Source organism: Streptomyces sp. NPDC051684 (assembly GCF_044453445.1).
In the GTDB taxonomy this organism is placed as follows: domain Bacteria; phylum Actinomycetota; class Actinomycetes; order Streptomycetales; family Streptomycetaceae; genus Streptomyces.
The window spans coordinates 71,972-89,755 of the sequence record NZ_JBITCS010000015.1 but is presented as its reverse complement, the minus strand read 5'-3'; the positions used below and the strand labels follow the sequence as shown (position 1 = coordinate 89,755).

Annotated in this window: 14 protein-coding genes and 1 tRNA gene; 6 read left to right on the top strand and 9 right to left on the bottom strand. The window is 70.4% G+C overall.

The window, feature by feature from the left end; translation table 11 throughout:
• Window positions 1-31 precede the first annotated feature (31 nt).
• A complete protein-coding gene (locus ACIA8D_RS19585; RefSeq protein WP_399233723.1) occupies window positions 32-1,120 on the bottom strand; it encodes a hypothetical protein in 1,089 nt (362 codons plus the stop codon).
• 8 nt (window positions 1,121-1,128) lie between these two features.
• Entirely contained in the window at window positions 1,129-1,632 is a 504-nt protein-coding gene (locus tag ACIA8D_RS19580) for a DUF4365 domain-containing protein (RefSeq protein WP_399233720.1), read from the bottom strand.
• A gap of 265 nt (window positions 1,633-1,897) precedes the next feature.
• Here ACIA8D_RS19580 and ACIA8D_RS19575 point away from each other — a divergent pair, with 265 nt between their 5' ends.
• From ACIA8D_RS19575 to ACIA8D_RS19560, 4 genes are all read left to right on the top strand, one after another.
• Window positions 1,898-2,944, top strand: a complete 1,047-nt coding sequence (locus ACIA8D_RS19575; RefSeq protein ID WP_399233719.1) for a LacI family DNA-binding transcriptional regulator — start codon at window positions 1,898-1,900, stop codon at window positions 2,942-2,944.
• Window positions 2,945-3,062: 118 nt separating this feature from the next.
• On the top strand, window positions 3,063-5,066 hold the full coding sequence (locus ACIA8D_RS19570) for a glycoside hydrolase family 2 protein (RefSeq protein ID WP_399233717.1): 2,004 nt from the start codon (window positions 3,063-3,065) through the stop codon (window positions 5,064-5,066).
• A gap of 48 nt (window positions 5,067-5,114) precedes the next feature.
• Window positions 5,115-6,557 (top strand): sulfatase, encoded by a 1,443-nt coding sequence (locus tag ACIA8D_RS19565; protein WP_399233716.1) that lies wholly within the window; start codon window positions 5,115-5,117, stop codon window positions 6,555-6,557.
• A 73-nt stretch (window positions 6,558-6,630) separates the two neighbouring features.
• Entirely contained in the window at window positions 6,631-8,058 is a 1,428-nt protein-coding gene (locus ACIA8D_RS19560; RefSeq protein ID WP_399233714.1) for a sugar porter family MFS transporter, read from the top strand.
• A gap of 24 nt (window positions 8,059-8,082) precedes the next feature.
• Here ACIA8D_RS19560 and ACIA8D_RS19555 read toward each other — a convergent pair whose 3' ends face one another.
• The 3 genes from ACIA8D_RS19555 to ACIA8D_RS19545 form a co-directional block, all read right to left on the bottom strand.
• A complete protein-coding gene (locus ACIA8D_RS19555; protein ID WP_399233713.1) occupies window positions 8,083-8,547 on the bottom strand; it encodes a hypothetical protein in 465 nt (154 codons plus the stop codon).
• Between the two features lie 104 nt (window positions 8,548-8,651).
• On the bottom strand, window positions 8,652-8,801 hold the full coding sequence (locus tag ACIA8D_RS19550) for an integrin alpha (protein ID WP_399233711.1): 150 nt from the start codon (window positions 8,799-8,801) through the stop codon (window positions 8,652-8,654).
• A gap of 873 nt (window positions 8,802-9,674) precedes the next feature.
• A tRNA-Pro gene (locus tag ACIA8D_RS19545) sits at window positions 9,675-9,748 on the bottom strand.
• 127 nt (window positions 9,749-9,875) lie between these two features.
• Between ACIA8D_RS19545 and ACIA8D_RS19540 the strand changes: the two genes are divergently transcribed.
• The gene (locus ACIA8D_RS19540; protein WP_399233710.1) at window positions 9,876-10,364 is read left to right on the top strand and encodes a DUF309 domain-containing protein; all 489 of its coding nucleotides are present in this window, start codon (window positions 9,876-9,878) and stop codon (window positions 10,362-10,364) included.
• Between the two features lie 144 nt (window positions 10,365-10,508).
• Complete coding sequence (locus ACIA8D_RS19535) at window positions 10,509-12,596, top strand: MDR family MFS transporter (RefSeq protein ID WP_399233709.1); 2,088 nt, start codon at window positions 10,509-10,511, stop codon at window positions 12,594-12,596.
• A 22-nt stretch (window positions 12,597-12,618) separates the two neighbouring features.
• Here the strand turns inward: ACIA8D_RS19535 and ACIA8D_RS19530 are convergent, their stop codons facing one another.
• From ACIA8D_RS19530 to ACIA8D_RS19515, 4 genes are all read right to left on the bottom strand, one after another.
• On the bottom strand, window positions 12,619-13,392 hold the full coding sequence (locus ACIA8D_RS19530; RefSeq protein ID WP_399233707.1) for a sulfite exporter TauE/SafE family protein: 774 nt from the start codon (window positions 13,390-13,392) through the stop codon (window positions 12,619-12,621).
• A gap of 117 nt (window positions 13,393-13,509) precedes the next feature.
• Window positions 13,510-15,024: a long-chain fatty acid--CoA ligase gene (locus tag ACIA8D_RS19525; RefSeq protein ID WP_399233706.1), complete on the bottom strand. Its 1,515-nt coding sequence runs from the start codon at window positions 15,022-15,024 to the stop codon at window positions 13,510-13,512.
• A gap of 326 nt (window positions 15,025-15,350) precedes the next feature.
• Window positions 15,351-15,989 (bottom strand): LuxR C-terminal-related transcriptional regulator, encoded by a 639-nt coding sequence (locus ACIA8D_RS19520; protein WP_399233924.1) that lies wholly within the window; start codon window positions 15,987-15,989, stop codon window positions 15,351-15,353.
• The gene (locus ACIA8D_RS19515) at window positions 15,986-17,740 is read right to left on the bottom strand and encodes a histidine kinase (RefSeq protein ID WP_399233704.1); all 1,755 of its coding nucleotides are present in this window, start codon (window positions 17,738-17,740) and stop codon (window positions 15,986-15,988) included. Before ACIA8D_RS19515 ends, ACIA8D_RS19520 begins: the two co-directional genes overlap by 4 nt.
• Window positions 17,741-17,784: the final 44 nt, after the last annotated feature.

Genomic DNA, 17,784 nt, shown 5'->3' with positions numbered 1-17,784 from the left:
CTCCTCGATGACTCGATGAGCCGAAATCCGGTCAGATGTCGAACCCCCGCGCGGGCACCAGTTCCACCCGGCCGGTCATGCTCTTGGACAACTCACCCATGACAGTGATCAGCTGCCGTTCCCGATGGGCGGTGATCGCGCGGTCGTACGAGGCCTGGTCCGGGAGCCGCACCCAGACGGCCCGCCGGGCCAGTTCGGCGTGCTCGGTGCTCAACTCACCACGGACCTTGATCCGCCACCGGTCGTTTCCGGAGGAGTCGTCATGCAGCCCCTCGACCACACCGGCGACCGTCGCGGCACCGGTGACGTTGAGGCTGCGAAGCCGCACGGACGCGGCGTGCAGCAGCGATCCCGAGGTCTCCGGGAACGCGACGACGCGTGCCGCCACCTCGCGTGGCTGCGAGCGCGCCCACCGGAAACCGATCTCGAAGGGCTCGCTCCGGTCGCAACCGGAGAACTGGCTGAGCGCCTTGCACAGATCCGCGGAGACGCCGGCCGTGACGGTCTCGTCGAAGGCCGCGGGTGCGTCCGCCGCCACGGCTGCCTGGGCCGCGCTCACCGCCTCCAGCATCTGGACCAGCACGGCCCGACCGGTGACCTGCTCCCCGCTCGGTGTTCGGGCCGTCGCGTCCGCCGCCACCCGGATCTCGACGACGTAGCTCCCGGCGCGGGAGGGGCCGAGTTCGGCCGCGCGCAGGAGGCCACCCACCACAGCCGGTTGCCGACCGGCGAAGACGAAGTGCGGGCCCTGCACGGCGGCGCGCGCCGCCGCCGTCAGGACGTTGCGAACCCCCAGAACCGTCTGCGTACCCATGAGCAGCGAGGTGTAGCCCGGGTCGTGGCCGGTGGGAAACGTGCGGAAGGACTGCTTGTCCAGCTGCGGTCGGGCGATCTCCAGGGCTATGTCGCCCACCGGCCGGTCCTCCAGCACGCACAGACAGCGCAGGATCTCCCGTACTCGGCTGTCGCTGTCACCCATGCCGTCGCGCGCGGGTACCAACACCTCGTATTCGCCCGGGTGTTGCCAGACATTCGCTCCGCGCCAGCCTTGCGGGTCTCGCTCCCAACCCGTGTCCGCCAGATAGCTGGCGATGTCGTCGACCTTCAGCGGAATCGTCATCGGTTCCCCTACCAGTCGGACTGCGTCTCGGTGAGCCGGCGCAGTGAGGCGACGGTGAGCACGTTCGCTGTCGGAACCCTCACCGGACGCTTTCGGCAAGAGTCAGGGTCCTTGATCGGCTCCTCGGCACGAAGCGACACGAAGTAGCCGAGGTGGCGGAGCAGCACACCGTCGGTGCTCATGGCCGCGTACGCCTGGTTGTCGGCGGGGACGCAGATGACGAACAGAAACCGGGGCACGGTGAAGTCAGGACCGGCGAGCTTGTTGAACTGCCGCTCGTTGAGCCCGCGGAAGTTCAGGTGGCCGTTCGACACGGACGGCTTCGACCATGTCTTGATCTGAGCCTCGACCGTGGGTGACATCGTCCGTCCGTAACGGCCAGCGGCACGGAACCCTAGGTCGACCCCGTCTGCGTCGATATCGCCTTGCACGACGATCAGCCCTGCCGCGGAGGCCAGCACACGGACGTAGTCTTCGCCGAACTTGCCCTGATGCTGCTTCGCGTCGAGCACGAAATCCCCCCATGTCCCCCTACTGCGGCACACAGCAGGGGGGATCATATGGGACATGCCAACGACTGTAAGGGGCCGGTATCGGCCCTTCCGACGCCCCTGTTCTCGGAGACCGCCCCGGCGGAGTCATTTACGAGTACCAACACGCAGCCCGAACCGCGCAGATGGAGTTTTCCGCAGGCGCAGTGCCGTGCGCGGGCCGGCACTCGAACGTCTCGACATAAGCTGAGCCCCACGTATCGCCTGATCAAGGAGCTTGTGCAGGATGGGGGACCGGGTGCGCCGACCCACGGTCAAGGACGTCGCGCGGCAGGCCGGGGTGTCGGCGAGCACGGTGTCGAACGTGCTGCACAAACACCCCTACGTCACCGAGGACAAGCGGCGCCGCGTGGAGGCCGCGATCGAGGCGCTCGGCTATGCCCCTTCCCTGGTCAGCAGGCAGCTGCGGGCGGGCCGTGCGCAGGTGCTCGCGCTCGCCGTGCCCGACATCACCTCGCCCTACTTCGCGCACCTCGCCCACGTGGTGATCACCGAGGCGCACCGGCGCGCGATCACGCTGTTCATCGACGAGACGGGCGGCAGCGCGGAGCAGGAGGCGACCATCGCGCGCGGCTATCCGAGCCGTGGCGTGACCGGCGTGCTGTTCTGCCCGGTGGCGATGGACCCCGCCGAGCTGGAGCGGCTGAAGAGCGACGTCCCGACGGTACTGCTCGGCGAGCACGTGCCGGGCGGCTCGTTCGACCACATCGCGATCGACAGCAGGCGCTCCGCCGTCGAGGCCACCGAGCATCTGCTCGCGCTCGGCCGCCGGCGCCTCGCCTTCGCGGGCGCGGGCCTGGGGCGGCGGGCCGGGCCCGCGTACGAGCGGCTCGAGGGAGTGCGGGACGCGCTGCGGTCCGCTGGGCTCGAACTCGCGGACGAGCTCGCCTTCGAGGTGGGCGGGCACAGTCGCGAGGAGGGGTACCGGGTGGCCCGCGTTCTCGTGGAGCGCGCGGCCGACTTCGACGCGCTGGTGTGCGCGGCCGACCTCCTCGCGGTCGGCGCGAGCGCCGCCTTCCGCGAGGCGGGGGTGACGGTGCCCGGGGATGTCGCCCTGCTCGGCTGGGACGACGCGCCGGAAGTGCGCTTCACCGCCCCGCCGTTGACCTCGATCGCGCACGACATGGAGGGCCTCGCGGCGCGCGGGATCGACGCAATTCTGGCCCGCCAGGACTCCCCGGAACGGCCGCCCGAGCACACGGTCGTCGGTCACCGACTGGTCGTCCGGGAGTCCACCCGCCGCGAGGCCCCGGCCCCGGCCCCGCACCGCTGACACACCCCTCGCGAACACGGGCGAACAGAAGTCCACAATCTCTTGCACCGCAAGTCTTGTAACGTTGCAAGGTCTCCTTCTACGGTGACCGTCACGGCGATCCCGACGAGGAGACGACATGCACCGTGACGAGATCAGCAGGGCTTCGTTCCTGCGCGGCGCCGCCGCGGCGGCGAGCCTCGGGGCCCTGGCGGCCGTGGGTGTGCCGGGGACGGCCGCCGCGACACCGACGGCTCCGGGCGAGGACGCGGGGCCTGGCCCGGGGGCCGGCCCGGACGGCGGTCCACCCCAGCCCCAGGAGCACGGGTGGCAGCCCAAGACGCCGCGCCTGACCACACCGTGGACCGCCGATGTGTCGCCGCACAGCGCCCGCACCGAGTACCCGCGCCCCCAACTGCGGCGCGAGCACTGGCTGAGCCTCAATGGTGTGTGGCAGTTCGCGGCCGCGGAGCCGGGGGAACGCCCCCACCCCGGCCGCGAACTCGACGAGCGGATCCTCGTCCCGTACCCGGTCGAATCGGCCCTGTCGGGGATCATGCGGCACGAGCCGCGGATGTTCTACCAGCGCCGCTTCACGGTCCCGCCCGGCTGGGGCGTCGGCCCCGGACGCGACACCGACCACCGCCTGCTGCTGCACCTGGACGGCGTCGACCACCGCGCCGAAGTCCTCGTCAACGGCCGCTCGTTGGGTGTGCACGAGGGGGCCTACGACCGCTTCACCGTCGACGTCACGGACGCCCTCGACCACGGCGACCACGGCGCACCCGCCGAGCAGGAACTCGTGGTCGTCGTCGACGACCCGACCGACGACGGCGTGCAGCCCCTCGGCAAGCAGCGCCTGTCCGCGCTCGACCCCGAGTCGCGCCACAGCTCCCTGTACTACTCGCCGGTCTCCGGTATCTGGCAGCCGGTGTGGCTGGAGCCGGTGCCCGCGGCGTACGTCCAAGGGCTGTCCGTGGTCCCGGACATCGACGCGCGCACCGCGACGGTGACCGTCGACGTCGCGGGCGACGACCGGGCCGAGGTGGAGCTGACGCTGCATCACGAGGGCCGGGCGGTGGCCACGGTGCACGGGCGTACGGGCGACCAACTGACGGTTCCAGTAGAGCCGTTGAGGCTGTGGACGCCGGATGATCCCTTCCTCTACCGGCTCGACGTGCGCGTCGCGGGCGGCTCGGGCGGCGACCGCGTCAGCCACCCCTTCGGCATGCGCACCGTCGGCGTCGAGGAGGTCGCGGGCGCCCCGCGCCTCACCCTCAACGGAGAGTTCCTGCCCCAAGTCAGCTGCCTGCAACAGGGCTACTGGCCCGACGGTCTCTACACCGCCGCCACCGACGACGCGCTGCGCTTCGACGTCGAGGAGGCGAAGAAGCTGGGCTTCACCACCATCCGCAAGCATGTGAAGACCGAGCCCGACCGCTGGTACCACTGGGCCGACCGGCTCGGCGTGCTCGTGTGGCAGGACATGCCCAGCACGGCGACCGGACGACAGCCCCCGACCCAGACGGAGCCGTCCCAGCCGCCGGCCGCGGGCAAGGAGCGGTTCGAGCGTGAACTGAGCCGGGTCGTACGGCAGTTGAGCGCCTTCACCTCCATCGTGATGTGGATCCCGTTCAACGAGGGCTGGGGCGCCTACGACCTCGCCCGCGTCGCCGCCCAGGTACGGGAGTGGGACCCGACGCGTGTGGTCAACGAGATGAGCGGCACGAACGTCGCCGACTACGAGGAGGGCGGCGGCCAGGTCGCCGACCTGCACAACCTCCGTGGTGTCACCGGCCCGGCGCCGAAGCCGGGCCAGGGGCGGGCGGCCGTCATCGGCGAGTTCGGCGCCTACGCCTATCCGCCTCAGGGGCACGAGTACGTGCCCGGCCACAGTGACCCCAACCAGGACGTCGCCGGGGCCGCCGAGCTGACCGAACGCTACGTCGCGGCCATGCGCGACCTCGTCGGCTTCATCCGCGACGAAGGGCTCAGCGGCGCCAACTACAACCTGTTCGAGGACGCCGAGCTGCAGGTCAACGGCCTCTACAGCTACGACCGCCGGGTCTTCAAACCCTCCGATCGAGACCGCGTGATCGCCGCCAACCGGTCCGTGGTGGCCACGGCCCGCCGACTGCGCTGACCCGCCCGCACGAACGCACCGTAGAACAACCCAAGGAGCACCACCGGCATGACCTCAAGGCCCAACATCCTGTGGATCTGCACCGACCAGCAGCGGTGGGACACACTCGGCTCGGCGGGCAACACCTGGACGCACACGCCGCACCTGGACGCGCTCGCCGCCGAGGGCATGGTGTTCGACCGCGCGTACACCCAGAGCCCCGTGTGCACACCGTCCCGGGCCAGTTTCCTCACCGGCCGCTACCCCAGGACCACCGGAGCGCGCCAGAACGGCCAGTCGCTGCCCGGCCACGAAGTGCTGGTCACCCGTACCCTCGCCGAGTCCGGGTACGTGTGCGGTCTCGCCGGGAAGCTGCACCTGTCCGCCGCGCACTGGTCGGTCTCGCCCGGCACCGAACCACGGGTGGCGGACGGCTACTCCGAGTTCCACTGGTCGCACCATCCCGACCCGGACTGGCCGACCAACGAGTACGCGCACTGGCTGCGCGAGCGCGGAAAGACGTACGAGACACCCTTCCTGGACGACTCGAAGTACGTGATGCAGGGCATGGCCGAGGAGGACCACCAGACGACCTGGTGTGCCACCAAGGCCGTCGACTTCATCGAGGCCCACGAGGACTTCGACAACCCCTGGCTGTTCTCGGTGAACATCTTCGACCCGCACCACCCCTTCGACCCTCCTCAGGAGTACCTGCAGCGCTACCTCGACCGCCTCGCCGAGATCCCGCTGCCCGACTACGTACCGGGCGAACTGGCCAACAAGCCAGTCTTTCAACGCACCGACCACGAAGGCGCCTACGGCGGCAACGAGGACTTCGCGTACCCCGCGATGACCGACCGGGACCACCGGCTGATCCGGGCCGCGTACTGGGCGATGTGCGACCTCATCGACGTGCAGGTCGGCCGCATGCTCGAGGCGTTGGAGCGCACCGGACAGCGGGAGAACACCATCGTCGTGTTCTCCACCGACCACGGCGAGATGCTCGGCGACCACGGCATCTACCTCAAGGGCCCGTACTTCTACGAAGAGGCCGTGCGCGTCCCGCTGATCGTCTCCTGCCCCGGGCAGGTCTCCGGCGGGCGCCGCGAGGGCGGGCTCGTCGAGCTGGTCGACCTGGCGCCGACGCTGCTGGAGGCGGCGGGCCTGCCGCGCGATCCCGGCATGCAAGGCCGTTCCCTGTGGCCGCTGTTGACCGGTCAGGGCGAGGCCCCGCCGCGCAAGGACGTGTACTGCGAGTACTACAACGCCATGCCGTGGCACCCGGATCCCGCGCCGCAGGCCACCATGCTGCGCACCGCGGACCACAAGCTGGTCGCCGTCCACGGCCTGGACACGGGCGAGCTGTACGACCTGTCCGCCGACCCGGGCGAGCACACCAACCTGTGGGACGACCCCGGCCACGCGGGCGTCAAGGCCCAGTTGCTGATCCGGCTCGCCGACCGGATGGCCTTCACCGTCGACCCGCTGCCCGAGCGGACCGCCAACTTCTGACCCGGTGGGGCCGGGGCACCGCCGCCCCGGCCCCACACTCCAGTGCGCGCAAGCGCGGAAAGGGGCGCACCCCGTGCCCGCATCCCGCACGGCCACCACCACGCCACCGGTCATCGGCCGGGGCAGCTACGTCCTGGGCTCGCTCGGCGGCGGCATCCGGGGGTACGAACTGGGCGTCGTCTCCTCCGCGTTGCTCTTTGCCAAGCCCGCCCTCGACCTGTCGCCGCAGCTCACCGGCTGGGTCGTCAGCTCGGCCCTGATCGGCTCGCTCTTCGGTTCGCTGGGCGCGGGCCCGCTCGCCGACCGGTTCGGGCGGCGGGCCATGCTCGCGCTCGGTGCCGCGTTCTACATCGTCGGCATCCTCATCGCCGCCTTGACCCCGAACGCGGCCGTGCTCATCGCCTCGCGCGTCCTACTCGGCATCGCCGTGGGCATCGCCACGGCGATGATCCCGGTCTACCTGAGCGAGATCTCACCGGCGCTGCGGCGCGGCTCGTTCACCGGCCTGTTCCAGGTGATGATCACGGTCGGGGTGCTGGCCGCCAGCCTGATCGGCCTCGCCTTCACGCCGACGGAGGGCTGGCGCTGGATGTTCGGCCTGGGAGTGATCCCAGCCGTCGTCATGCTCATCGGCTCGCTGCGGCTGCCGGAGAGCCCGCGCTGGCTGGTGGAGCACGGCCGGGAGGCGGAAGCACTGGCCGTACTCGAAGGCTCCCGCACGCCGGACGAGGCGCGGCGCGAGATCGCGGACATCCACGCGGTGAGCCGGGGCGGGCGGGCGCCGACCGGACGCGAGGCGAGAGCGGCGCTGTTCGGCTCGCGTCCGATGCTGCGTCTACTGCTGACCGGCTCGGTCCTGGGCATCCTGCAACAGCTGATCGGCATCAACGCCATCACGTACTACGCCCCGAGCGTCCTCAAGGGCATCGGCTACAGCGACCGCGCCGCGGTCACCGCCAACGTCGGCCTGTCCGCCCTCGGCCTCGTCGCCACCCTCGCCATGGCGTATCTGCTCGTCGACCGGGTGGGCCGGCGTCGCCCGTTGATGTGGGGTGCGCTGGCGATGGCGGCGAGCATGCTGATCCTCGCCCTGGTCTACCTGGGCGCCCACGACGGCAAGGTCTCGGGCGGCTCCGGATACCTCGCCGTCGCCGGTCTGGCACTCTTCCAGATCGCGTTCGCACTGAGCTGGGGCGGCATCGTGTGGATCGTGCTCGGCGAGATGTTCCCGCTGGCGGTGCGCGGCCTCGCGATGGGCGTCGCCACCTTCATGACCGAGTTGGCGAGCGTGGTCGTCAGCCAGGTCTTCCCGTCCCTGCTGGAGGCCGGCGCCCCCACGGTCTTCGGCCTCTTCGCGGCCATGGGCGTCCTGGGTTTCCTCTGGTCCCGCTTCATGATCCCGGAAACGGGGAGCCGCACGCTGGAGGAGATCGAGGGAGGCCAGGTGCCGGGCTCCGTAAGGACGGCGACCGGCGCTGAGCGCGACCAGCTCGAGAACTGACCTGCGTGACGACCCACCCCGGTGTCACCGTGGTCGAGGCCCCTGATGACGGCCTTCAACTTCGGGGCCTGCGCAACGCAGTGTTCGGCGGCGTTCCCGTACGCGCACACACCGCCCGGCGTCATCGTCAGGGCGTCCATGGCAGGCCGCAATGACGGCCGGATTGGTCGGCGACTGCGAAGTGATCGCGTCCTTGAGTGCGGCTGGTCGTTCCGGGCAGCGGCCCGCACCCTCGTCGTCGTCGAACTTCCAGAAGGAAGAGGAAGAGCCGGAGTGGTACGAGGAGACCATCGCCCAGCTGGTGCGGTTGGCCGTGTCGTGGACCGGATCGATGCAGACCGCGTAGACCGTGTCCTTGCCCTGGAGGGGATCGGCGCCGGGGGTGAGGGTGACACTGTCCGCGGCGATGTCCACTGCCACGTCGGCGACTTGGGCGCCGTCCGGCGGGGTCACCGTATCGCCCGCGTCCGTGCCGGCCGTGGCTGACACGGAAGGCGTCGGTGACGGGCTCGCGGAATCGCCCTCCGACGCCGTGACCTGGGGACAACTGTCGATCGTGGACCCGGCGCCGATCCCGGTCGGCATGCCGTGGATCACGTGGACGGCGCCGGCGTCGTGCAGATCGGCGCCGTCCTTGGTGACGTCCCCTCGTACGGGGCTCCGACCACGAGGTCCGTACATCCGTCGCCGTCGGCATCGAAGGCTGCCCGGGACGCTCCGAACCGGGCTCTGGCAGCGATCACGGGGAGCCGTCACCGTCGGTCACTGAAGCAGGATCATCTTCCTGAGTAAATCGAACTCGGCCCGACCAAATAGCTGCCTTTTGATCTTTTTAATGCGATTCACGGCGTCCGCCGTGCCGCCGGAGCTCCAGCGGAGCGTGAGCCCGGCGGTGACGGCGTCGAGGTCGCCGGTGAGCCCGCGGGCGAAGCCGGTCAGTCCGGGCAGGAGCGTGGCCGTCGAGCGCAGTGAAGCGACACGTTCGTACGGATCGCACGCCCGGCGGAAACTCGACGCTTATGGGAATACGTCGAGTTCAAAGCGACCAGGAATTGTCACCTTCCCAATTCGGCCTCGACGGCGGGCGCAACCTACGGATCCGGTGCCGATCGTGTCAGTGCCGCCGCGACTCTGTCTCCAATCGCTTCTCCCTACCGGACATGGAACGACAGATCTCACGACGCCAGCACGGACAAGCAGCGCAAGCTCCGTGACAACGCCAACAACACCACGCTCCTCGCACGCTGCTCCCCCGACGCCAGGCGGCTCGACGGAGTGGCGCCCGCACCGGCCCCCACCCCAGGCAGGAAACCCGCATGTGCCCCCGCATCCATCATCTCGCCGACCGCCTGATGTCCGGACGCGCCAAGAGCGGAAGCCCATAACCGAAAGAGCACCCATACGACGGGGAGCCACGGGTCACAAACCGGACACGGGTGTGAACGTACGCGCAAGGAACCGAATATGTGCGCAGCGGCCCGAGTGGGAGCAAACAGACAAGGGGACAGTGGGAGCCCGCTCCCACTCGCCGCGCTCCCACTGGGGGCGTGGGAGCAACAGAAAAAGGGCCGTTCGAAAACGGCCCTTCGCCTGCGACGTTCGATCGTTCGAACTTGTCGGGACGACAGGATTTGAACCTGCGACCCCTTGACCCCCAGTCAAGTGCGCTACCAAGCTGCGCCACGTCCCGATGTCCACTGCCTTCGGCCCGGTGTTGTCCGGCCCTCCGGCGGCGACAAGAAGAACAATACCCCAAGCTCAGGGGTGGTTTGAAACCGGATCTGCGGGCCCGCGGGCGGCTGCGCGAGAATCGGGGCATGAGCACTTCGCGCAACGGTGACCGGGACCGTGACCAGGAGGGACGGGCCCGCAATGCCCGGCCCCGTGACGGGCTCGGACGGCCGCTCCCCTACGGCACGCCCGGCGTCGAGCGGCAGCCGGAGGGGGTCGTGCGGACCGCCGCACAGAGCGTCGCGGAGGCGCAGGCGCTGCTCGACGCCGGGCGGCCGTTCCACGCGCACGAAGTCTTCGAGGACGCGTGGAAGTCCGGGCCCGAGAGCGAGAGCGGGCTGTGGCGGGCGCTCGCGCAGACCGCCGTGGGCCTCACGCACGCGGCGCGCGGCAACGCAACCGGGGGCGCCCGGCTGCTGCGCCGGGGCGCGGAGGGCATCGCGGCGTGGCAGGGCGTCGCTCCGGCGGGCGTCGACACGGCGGCGCTGGTGGACTGGGCGCGTGTGCTGGCCGACGAGGTCGAGCGGACCACCGAGCCCGTGGACGCGGCCGCCGCGGCGCCACGCCTCACCTGACACCACGGTCGCCTCGGCACACCACGCCTCACCTGACCCGGGCCGCCAGGCGCGTACGACCCCGTCCGACACGCCAAACCCGCACGTCACCGATCCGGCCCCCACCCACATGCGCCGTCCGGACCCCGATGTGACCCTGCGAGAGTGACGACCACCGAAGAAGCAGCCCTGCCCCCGGCCGCCGAGACGGCTCCCCCGGTCCTCGACAGACGCCGCCGCAATGTCGTCTTCGGGACGATCATGCTCGGCATGCTGCTGGCCGCCCTGGACCAGACGATCGTCGGTACGGCGCTTCCGACGATCGTCTCGGACCTGGGCGGCGCGGCGCACATGTCGTGGGTCGTGACGGCCTATCTGCTCGCGGAGACCGTCGCCACGGTCCTCGTCGGCAAGTTCGGCGACATGTTCGGGCGCAAGATCGTCTTCCAGCTGTCGGCGGTCATCTTCATCACCGGCTCGTTCCTGTGCGGGCTGTCCACGAACATGTCGCTCCTCATCGCCTGGCGGGCGCTTCAGGGCATCGGCGCCGGCGGTCTCATGGTCACGGCGATGGCGCTCATCGCGGATGTCATCCCGCTGCGCGAGCGCGGTAAGTACCAGGGCGCGATCGGCGCCGTGTTCGGTGTCTCGACCGTCATTGGGCCGCTGCTCGGCGGGCTGTTCACGGACCACCTGACGTGGCGCTGGGCGTTCTACGTCAACGTACCGATCGCGATCGTCGTGGTCATCGCCGCCGCCCGGACGATTCCGGTGGTGAAGTCGGCGGCGAAGCCGATCATCGACTACATCGGCATCGCGCTCGTCGCAGTCGGGGCGAGCGCCCTGATTCTGGCGACCAGTTGGGGCGGCAACGAGTACGCGTGGGGCTCGAGCGTCATCATCGGGCTCTTCATCGGCGGCCTCGTCGCGCTCGGGCTGTTCTGCTGGGTGGAGACGCGGGCCAAGCAACCGATGCTGCCGATGCATCTGTTCCGCAATCCGGTGTTCACGGTCTGCTCGATCCTCAGCTTCATCGTGGGCTTCGCGATGCTCGGCGCGATGACGTTCCTGCCGACGTATCTGCAGTACGTGGACGGGGACTCGGCCACCATCTCGGGTGTACGCACGTTGCCGATGGTGATCGGTCTGTTGATCGCGTCCATCTTCTCCGGCAACGTGGTCAGCAAGACCGGGAAGTACCGGATCTTCCCGATCGTGGGCGCCCTGGTGATGGCGCTCGGCCTGTATCTGCTGTCCTTGATGGATAGTTCGACCAGTGCGTGGCTTGAGTCCGTGTACATGTTTGTGCTTGGTCTTGGCATTGGTCTGTGCATGCAGGTGTTGACCATCGCCGTGCAGAACACCGTCGAGTACGCCGAGTTGGGCACGGCGACCTCCGGTGTCACGTTCTTCCGCACGCTGGGCAGCTCGTTCGGCACCGCCGTGTTCGGCACGATCTACGCCAACAGCCTGGAGCCGAACCTGAAGCAGGGCGTGGCGGAGGCGGCGCGGGCCGGGACGGGCATCGCGCCGGAGGCCCTCGCCAAGGCCGCGCAGAGCCCGCAGGGACTGCACGGCCTGCCGGAGGCGGCCCGCGAGCCGATCGTCAACGGGTACGCGGATTCGCTGCACACGGTGTTCCTGTGCACGGTGCCGGTGGCGGTCATCGGGTTCCTGGTGGCGCTGTTCCTCAAGCAGGTGGAGTTGCGCGACACCGCGCGCGCGGGCTCCGCGGACATGGGCGAGGGCTTCGCGCAGCCGTCCTCCGGCGACTCGGCGCACGTCCTTGAGCGGGCCGTGGCGAACCTGGTGAAGGAAACGGACCTCAACACCGCGCGGCGGATCCTGGAGAAATCCGAGACGCGCCTCGACGTCGCGGGCGCGTGGGCCGTGATGCAGGTGGACTTCTTCACGCGGATGGTCGGCCACGCGAGCCTCGGTATGATCGCGGCGCGCCGCAGGCTGCCGCCGGAGGTGCTGGTGCCGGTGTTCCAGCGGATGGTCGACGAGGGCTATCTGACGCGTACGGGCTCGTACTTCTCCCACACGGAGGCGGGGCACCGGGAGTCTCAGGTCATCAACAACGCCTGGGGCGACTGGCTGAGCGCGAAGGTCGAGGCCGATGTCGGCCGCCCCGCGGACGCGGAGCTGCGCGTCGCGGTCGACTCGATCGCCAAGCGGCTGTTGGCCGAGGACATGGCGACCGGTTCGACGAGCGGGCCGGGCTCGGAGCGCGCCCTCGTCCCCATGTAGTCGGGCGTCGGGCGGTGCGCCGTCAGTTCAGCAGGAGTTGGAGGCCGCCGAGGACCGTCGCCGCGATGACGAGTTGCTCGAAGAGTCGCTGGTTGATGCGGTTCACGCACGCCTTGCCGACGATGGCGCCTGGAATGACGAACACCGCGAGCGCCGCGTCCAGGAGCAGCGAGCGTCCGTCGATGAGGCCGAGGCCGACGCTGAACGGCACCTTCGCGGAGTTCACGATGAGGAAGAACCACGCGGAGGTGCCCAGGAAGCCGAGCTTCTTGAAGCCGGCCGACAGCAGGTACATGGACATCACCGGGCCGCCCGCGTTGGCGACCATGGTGGTGAAGCCGCCGAGCACCCCGTACGAGCCCGCCTTGACGCGGGCCGCGCGGGTCGGCGTCGACTCGGTGTCGGCGTCGGCGTCGGCTGCTGCCTGCTTGCGGCGCCAGAGCGTCACCCCCGCCATGACGAGCAGGATCACGCCGATCGACATCCGTACGGCCCCGTCGCCCGCGAAGCCGAGGAAGACGGTGCCGAGGACCACGCCCGCGCCGACGGCCGGGAACAGGCGCCACAGGGTGGGCCAGTGGGCGTGCCGCCGGTAGGTGAGCACGGCGAGGATGTCGCCGCAGATCAGGATGGGAAGCAGCACTCCGGTGGAGGCGCGGGCGGGCAGGATCGCGGCGAAGACCGCGAGGCTGACCGTATTGGCGCCGCTGACAGCGGTCTTGGAGAACCCCACCACCATGGCCGCGGCGGCCAGAGCGGAGAACTCCCAGGGGGTGATCCCGAATATGTCGTGCATGGCGAGGACAGATGCTAGACGCAACTACCTGTCGGGCGTCAGGGGCGCCACATGGTGATACGGGTTACGTTCCGCCGCCCCGCGGCAGGTGCCGCGGGGTCCCGACTCCCGTACGCCTCAACCCGCGTACGTCTCCCGCAGCTCCCGCTTGAGGACCTTCATGCTCGGGCCGAGGGGCAGCTGGTCGGTGAACTCCACGCGGCGCGGGTACTTGTGCTTGCCGAGGTTCTCCTTGGACCACGCGGTGAGTTCGGCGGCGTCCAGGGAGGCGTCCGGCTTGGCGACGACGACCGCGCAGACCTCCTCGCCGTGCACCTCGTCGGGCAGGCCGATGACGGCGACGTGCTCGATGCCGGGGTGGCGCATCAGCACCTCCTCGACCTCGCGCGGGTAGACGTTGTAGCCGCCGCGGATGATGACGTCCTTCTTGCGGTCGACGATGCGCAGGTAGCCCTCCTCGTCCTTGGTGCCGAGGTCGCCGGTGCGGAACCAGCCGTCGACGAGGGCCTCCGCGGTCTGTTCGGGGCGGCCGAGGTAGCCGGAGAAGACGCAGTGGCCGCGCACGACGATCTCGCCGAGCTCGCCGGTGGGCAGCAGTTCGATGCGGTCGTCGAGTTCGGCGCGGGCGACCTCGACGTCGACGCCCCAGATGGAGTGGCCGATGGTGCCCGCCTTCGCGCCGTACCAGGGCTGGTTGACGGCGGCGACGGGCGAGGTCTCGCTCAGTCCGTAGCCCTCGTGGACGGGGGCGCCGAACAGCTCCTGGAAGCGTTCGAGGACCGCGACGGGCAGCGAGGCGCCGCCGGAGACGGCTACCCTCAATTTCGGCAACGTGTCCGCCTGTTCGGCCGCCGCGAGCAGATGCACGTACATGGTGGGCACACCCTGGAAGACGGTGACACCCTCGCGGACCATCAGCTCGACGGCCTTGGCCGCGTCGAAGCGCGGCATCAGGACGAGCGTCTTGCCGGCGCGCCACGTGGCGTGCATGGAAGCGGTCTGGCCGAAGGCGTGGAAGAGCGGCAGGGCGCCGAGGACGATGTCGTCGGGGCTGTACTCGTTGCAGTCGAAGGCCTCGACGGTCGCGTTCATCACGAGGTTGAGGTGGCTGAGCACGGCGCCCTTGGGGACTCCGGTGGTGCCACTCGTGTAGAAGACGACGGCCGCGTCGTCGGCGTCGCGGGTGGCGTACGTGGTGATGGGTTCGGCGGCGTCCGTGAGCTTGTCCAGCTCGCCGTCCGCGCCGAGCACGACGGTGCGGATACCGACCGCCGTGGCGGCCGCCTCCCCGGTCGCGGCCTGCGCCGGGTGGCACAGCAGGAGCGTCGAACCGCTGTCCTTGAGGACGTGCTCGACCTCGGACTCCGACAGGAGCAGATGGACGGGGACGACAGCGGCGCCGGCCGCGATGGCCGCGTAGTAGGCGTGCGGGAACTCGGCGGTGTTGGGCGCCATCAGTGCGATCTTGTCGCCCGGGCGGACGCCGAGGTCGGCGAGGGCGGCGGCCTGCTTGCGGACCTGGAGCCACAGCTCGGCGAAGGTGCTGCGCAGTTCGCCCGCGACGAGGGCCGTCTTGTCGGGGTGCCGGCGGGCGTTGTCGGCGAGGATCGCGGCAAGCGAGAGGGTGGCCATCGGTAGCGCTCCGTTCCGTACTACTGACTGCTGGTGCGGCGGTGGACCAGGTCAGGAGGGTGCCGTAGCAGTTAATTAGCGACGCTAGTTTTGCCTCCTGATGGGACTCTACGCCCGCACCCCTACCAGGCGGTATGTGCCCTGGGTCACTTCCGGATCTCAGGGCTGGCCCTGATGTCCACCCCGGTCGGCCCGCCTACTGTGGAGATCCGGCACCGCTCCGCGGACGACGTACAGGGGAGCACGGGGGAGCTACGGGGGTGGCGCGTCGTCCGACGGAGCGGGTAGCCGGAATCTCTTCCACCCATGAGGTGGCAGGCGCGGGGTCAGCCGCGCAGGAAGCGCAGCACCGCCATCACGCGACGGTGCTCGGCGGGGTCGGACTCCAGGCTCAGCTTGGCGAAGACGTTGCGGACGTGGGTCTCGACCGTCTTGCCGCCGATGACCAGCTTGTTGGCGATGGCCTCGTTGGAACGCCCCTCGGCCATCAGCGCGAGCACATCGCGCTCCCGGCCGGTCAGGTCGTCCAGCGGCCCCCGCGGGCGCGGCATGTCCATCAGGCGGGCCACGACCATCGGGTCGACGACCGTCTCCCCCGCGGCCACCCGCTTCAGCGCCCCGCTCAGCTCCTCGGCGTCGGCGACGCGATCCTTGAGGAGATAGCCGAAGCCCTCGGGCCGCTGGGCGAGCGCGCGCACGCTCGCGGTCGTCTCCACGTACTGGGACAGCAGCAGCACACCGACGTCGGGGTGTGCCGTGCGCACAGCGGCCGCCGCGACCAGGCCCTCGTCGGTATGGGTGGGCGGCATACGAATGTCGAGCAGCACGGCGTCCGGGGTGTGCTCGGCGACCAGGGCGAGTAGCGGCCCGGTGTCCGCGCACTCGGCGACCACCTCCACGCCCTCGTCGGTCAGCAGCCGTACGATCCCCAGCCGAAGGAGCGCCGAGTCCTCGGCGACGATCACCCGCACGGCAGCTCCGCCCTGATTCTGGTTCCGCCCCCTGCGGGGCTGTCGATGTGCAGTACGCCGTCGACGGCGGCGAGCCGGTCGGCGAGACCGCGCAGGCCGGTGCCGTTCGCGAGGTCGACGCCGCCGACGCCGTCGTCCACCGTCTCCACCACGAGCCGTCCGTCGTGGTGCCGGGCTGAGACGCTGACGGCCCGCGCCCCGGCGTGCTTGGTCGCGTTGGTGAGGGCCTCGCAGACGGTGAAGTACGCGGTGGACTCCACGAGCGGGTCGTAGCGGCGGGACTCGGCCGCCACGACGACCGGCACGGTGGCCTCCTCGGCCAGCTCGCTGAGCGCCGCGGCGAGTCCTTCGCGAGTCAGGACGGCGGGATGGATACCGTGCGCGATGCCGCGCAGTTCGTCGATGGCGTGCCGCACGCTGGTCTCCGCCTCGTCGGCGGCCTCGCGCAGCGCCTGGTCGGGGTGGTCCGCCAGGCCCTTCTGGACGCGGCGCACGGACATCAGGGCGAAGACCAGGCGGGTCTGCGCGCCGTCGTGCAGATCGCGCTCCAGGCGGCCGCGCTCGGCGTCCGCGGCCTGCACGATGCGGGTGGCGACGTCCTTCGCGCGCGTGCGCAGCCAGACGTTCTCCAGGGCGAGCCGCAGGGCGGCCGCCACGGACTGCAGGAGTTCGGGGTCCTCGTCGAGCGCCGGGTCGTGGCGCAGCAGGGCGAGCGGGCGGCCGTCCCCGGCGGCGACCTGGGTGCGGCCCGAGCCGCCCGCGCCGACCTCCCGGCCCGAGCCGTCGACGTACCCGCCACGCCGCTCGTCCCACAGGCCGAGCCGCAGCGTCGGGTCGCCTAGGACGCGCACCAGCGCCTCGCGAAGGCGCGCCGGGTCGGAGTCGGTGCCGATGTCGATGACGAGCCCGCTGACCTCGGCGCGCTGCAGGCGCATGCGCAGCAGGCCCGCGAGGAAGGCGAAAGGGACGGCGACCTGGGCGAGGTCGGACAGCAGGTAGACGGCCTGTTCGGCGAGCGAGCCGACGCCGCCGAACCACGGCACCACGTAGAACAGCATGTCCCACATGAGGAACACGATGGCGACGCCGATGCCGATCCAGGCGGGCAGCAGGGCGCGCCTGCGGGCAGCGGACGCGTTGCGCCAGCGCTGCACGATCGCGACGGCGGCGATCGCCGAGATCACCCAGCCGGACGCGTGGTAGGCCGCGTCGAACGGGCCGAAGAGGCCGTCCCAGGCGGGCACGTGCAGCAGGTTCGGCCCGCACTCCCGGCAGTCCAGGTACGTCGCCCCGGTCTGGGCCGCCGGGTCGAACAGGAGCGTGCGCACGAATCCGCCGATGGCGACGAGCCCGTACGTGACCTGGACGAGGCGGCGCGTGAGGACGGTCGTGAGGCGGCCTTCGGGGAACGACAGGATGAGGTGCAGGAGGACCGCCATGTTCAGCGCCTCCCACCAGGCGCCGAAGGCGAAGAGCGCGGGCACCGCGGTGCCCTGGAGGTTGCCGAGGAACCAGGTGATGCCCTCGAGCACCATCAGGCGTCCGGTGTGGTTGGCGGGCCTGCGCCGCCAGGCGAGGATGCCGGCGACCGCGTACGCCCAGCCGACCGCGAGGTCCCGCACGAGATCGCCCGCGGACGCGCCGCTGCGCGCGTACGCCCACGCGCCCGCCCCGCCCGATACTGCGGCGAGGACCGCGGCCCCGGTCAGGGGCAGCCGAACCGCCCGCTCACCCTGACTGTCCACGGCCACACGGTAAGGCATCCGAGGGTGGGGCGGGGAACCCGGCA

What these genes read in the sequence shown, in the direction of transcription:
- ACIA8D_RS19585 (WP_399233723.1), bottom strand. Translation starts at nt 1,120, where the DNA reads ATGACGATTCCGCTGAAGGTCGACGACATCGCCAGCTATCTGGCGGAC.
- ACIA8D_RS19575 (WP_399233719.1), top strand. Translation starts at nt 1,898, where the DNA reads ATGGGGGACCGGGTGCGCCGACCCACGGTCAAGGACGTCGCGCGGCAG.
- ACIA8D_RS19570 (WP_399233717.1), top strand. Translation starts at nt 3,063, where the DNA reads ATGCACCGTGACGAGATCAGCAGGGCTTCGTTCCTGCGCGGCGCCGCC.
- ACIA8D_RS19565 (WP_399233716.1), top strand. Translation starts at nt 5,115, where the DNA reads ATGACCTCAAGGCCCAACATCCTGTGGATCTGCACCGACCAGCAGCGG.
- ACIA8D_RS19540 (WP_399233710.1), top strand. Translation starts at nt 9,876, where the DNA reads ATGAGCACTTCGCGCAACGGTGACCGGGACCGTGACCAGGAGGGACGG.
- ACIA8D_RS19530 (WP_399233707.1), bottom strand. Translation starts at nt 13,392, where the DNA reads ATGCACGACATATTCGGGATCACCCCCTGGGAGTTCTCCGCTCTGGCC.
- ACIA8D_RS19525 (WP_399233706.1), bottom strand. Translation starts at nt 15,024, where the DNA reads ATGGCCACCCTCTCGCTTGCCGCGATCCTCGCCGACAACGCCCGCCGG.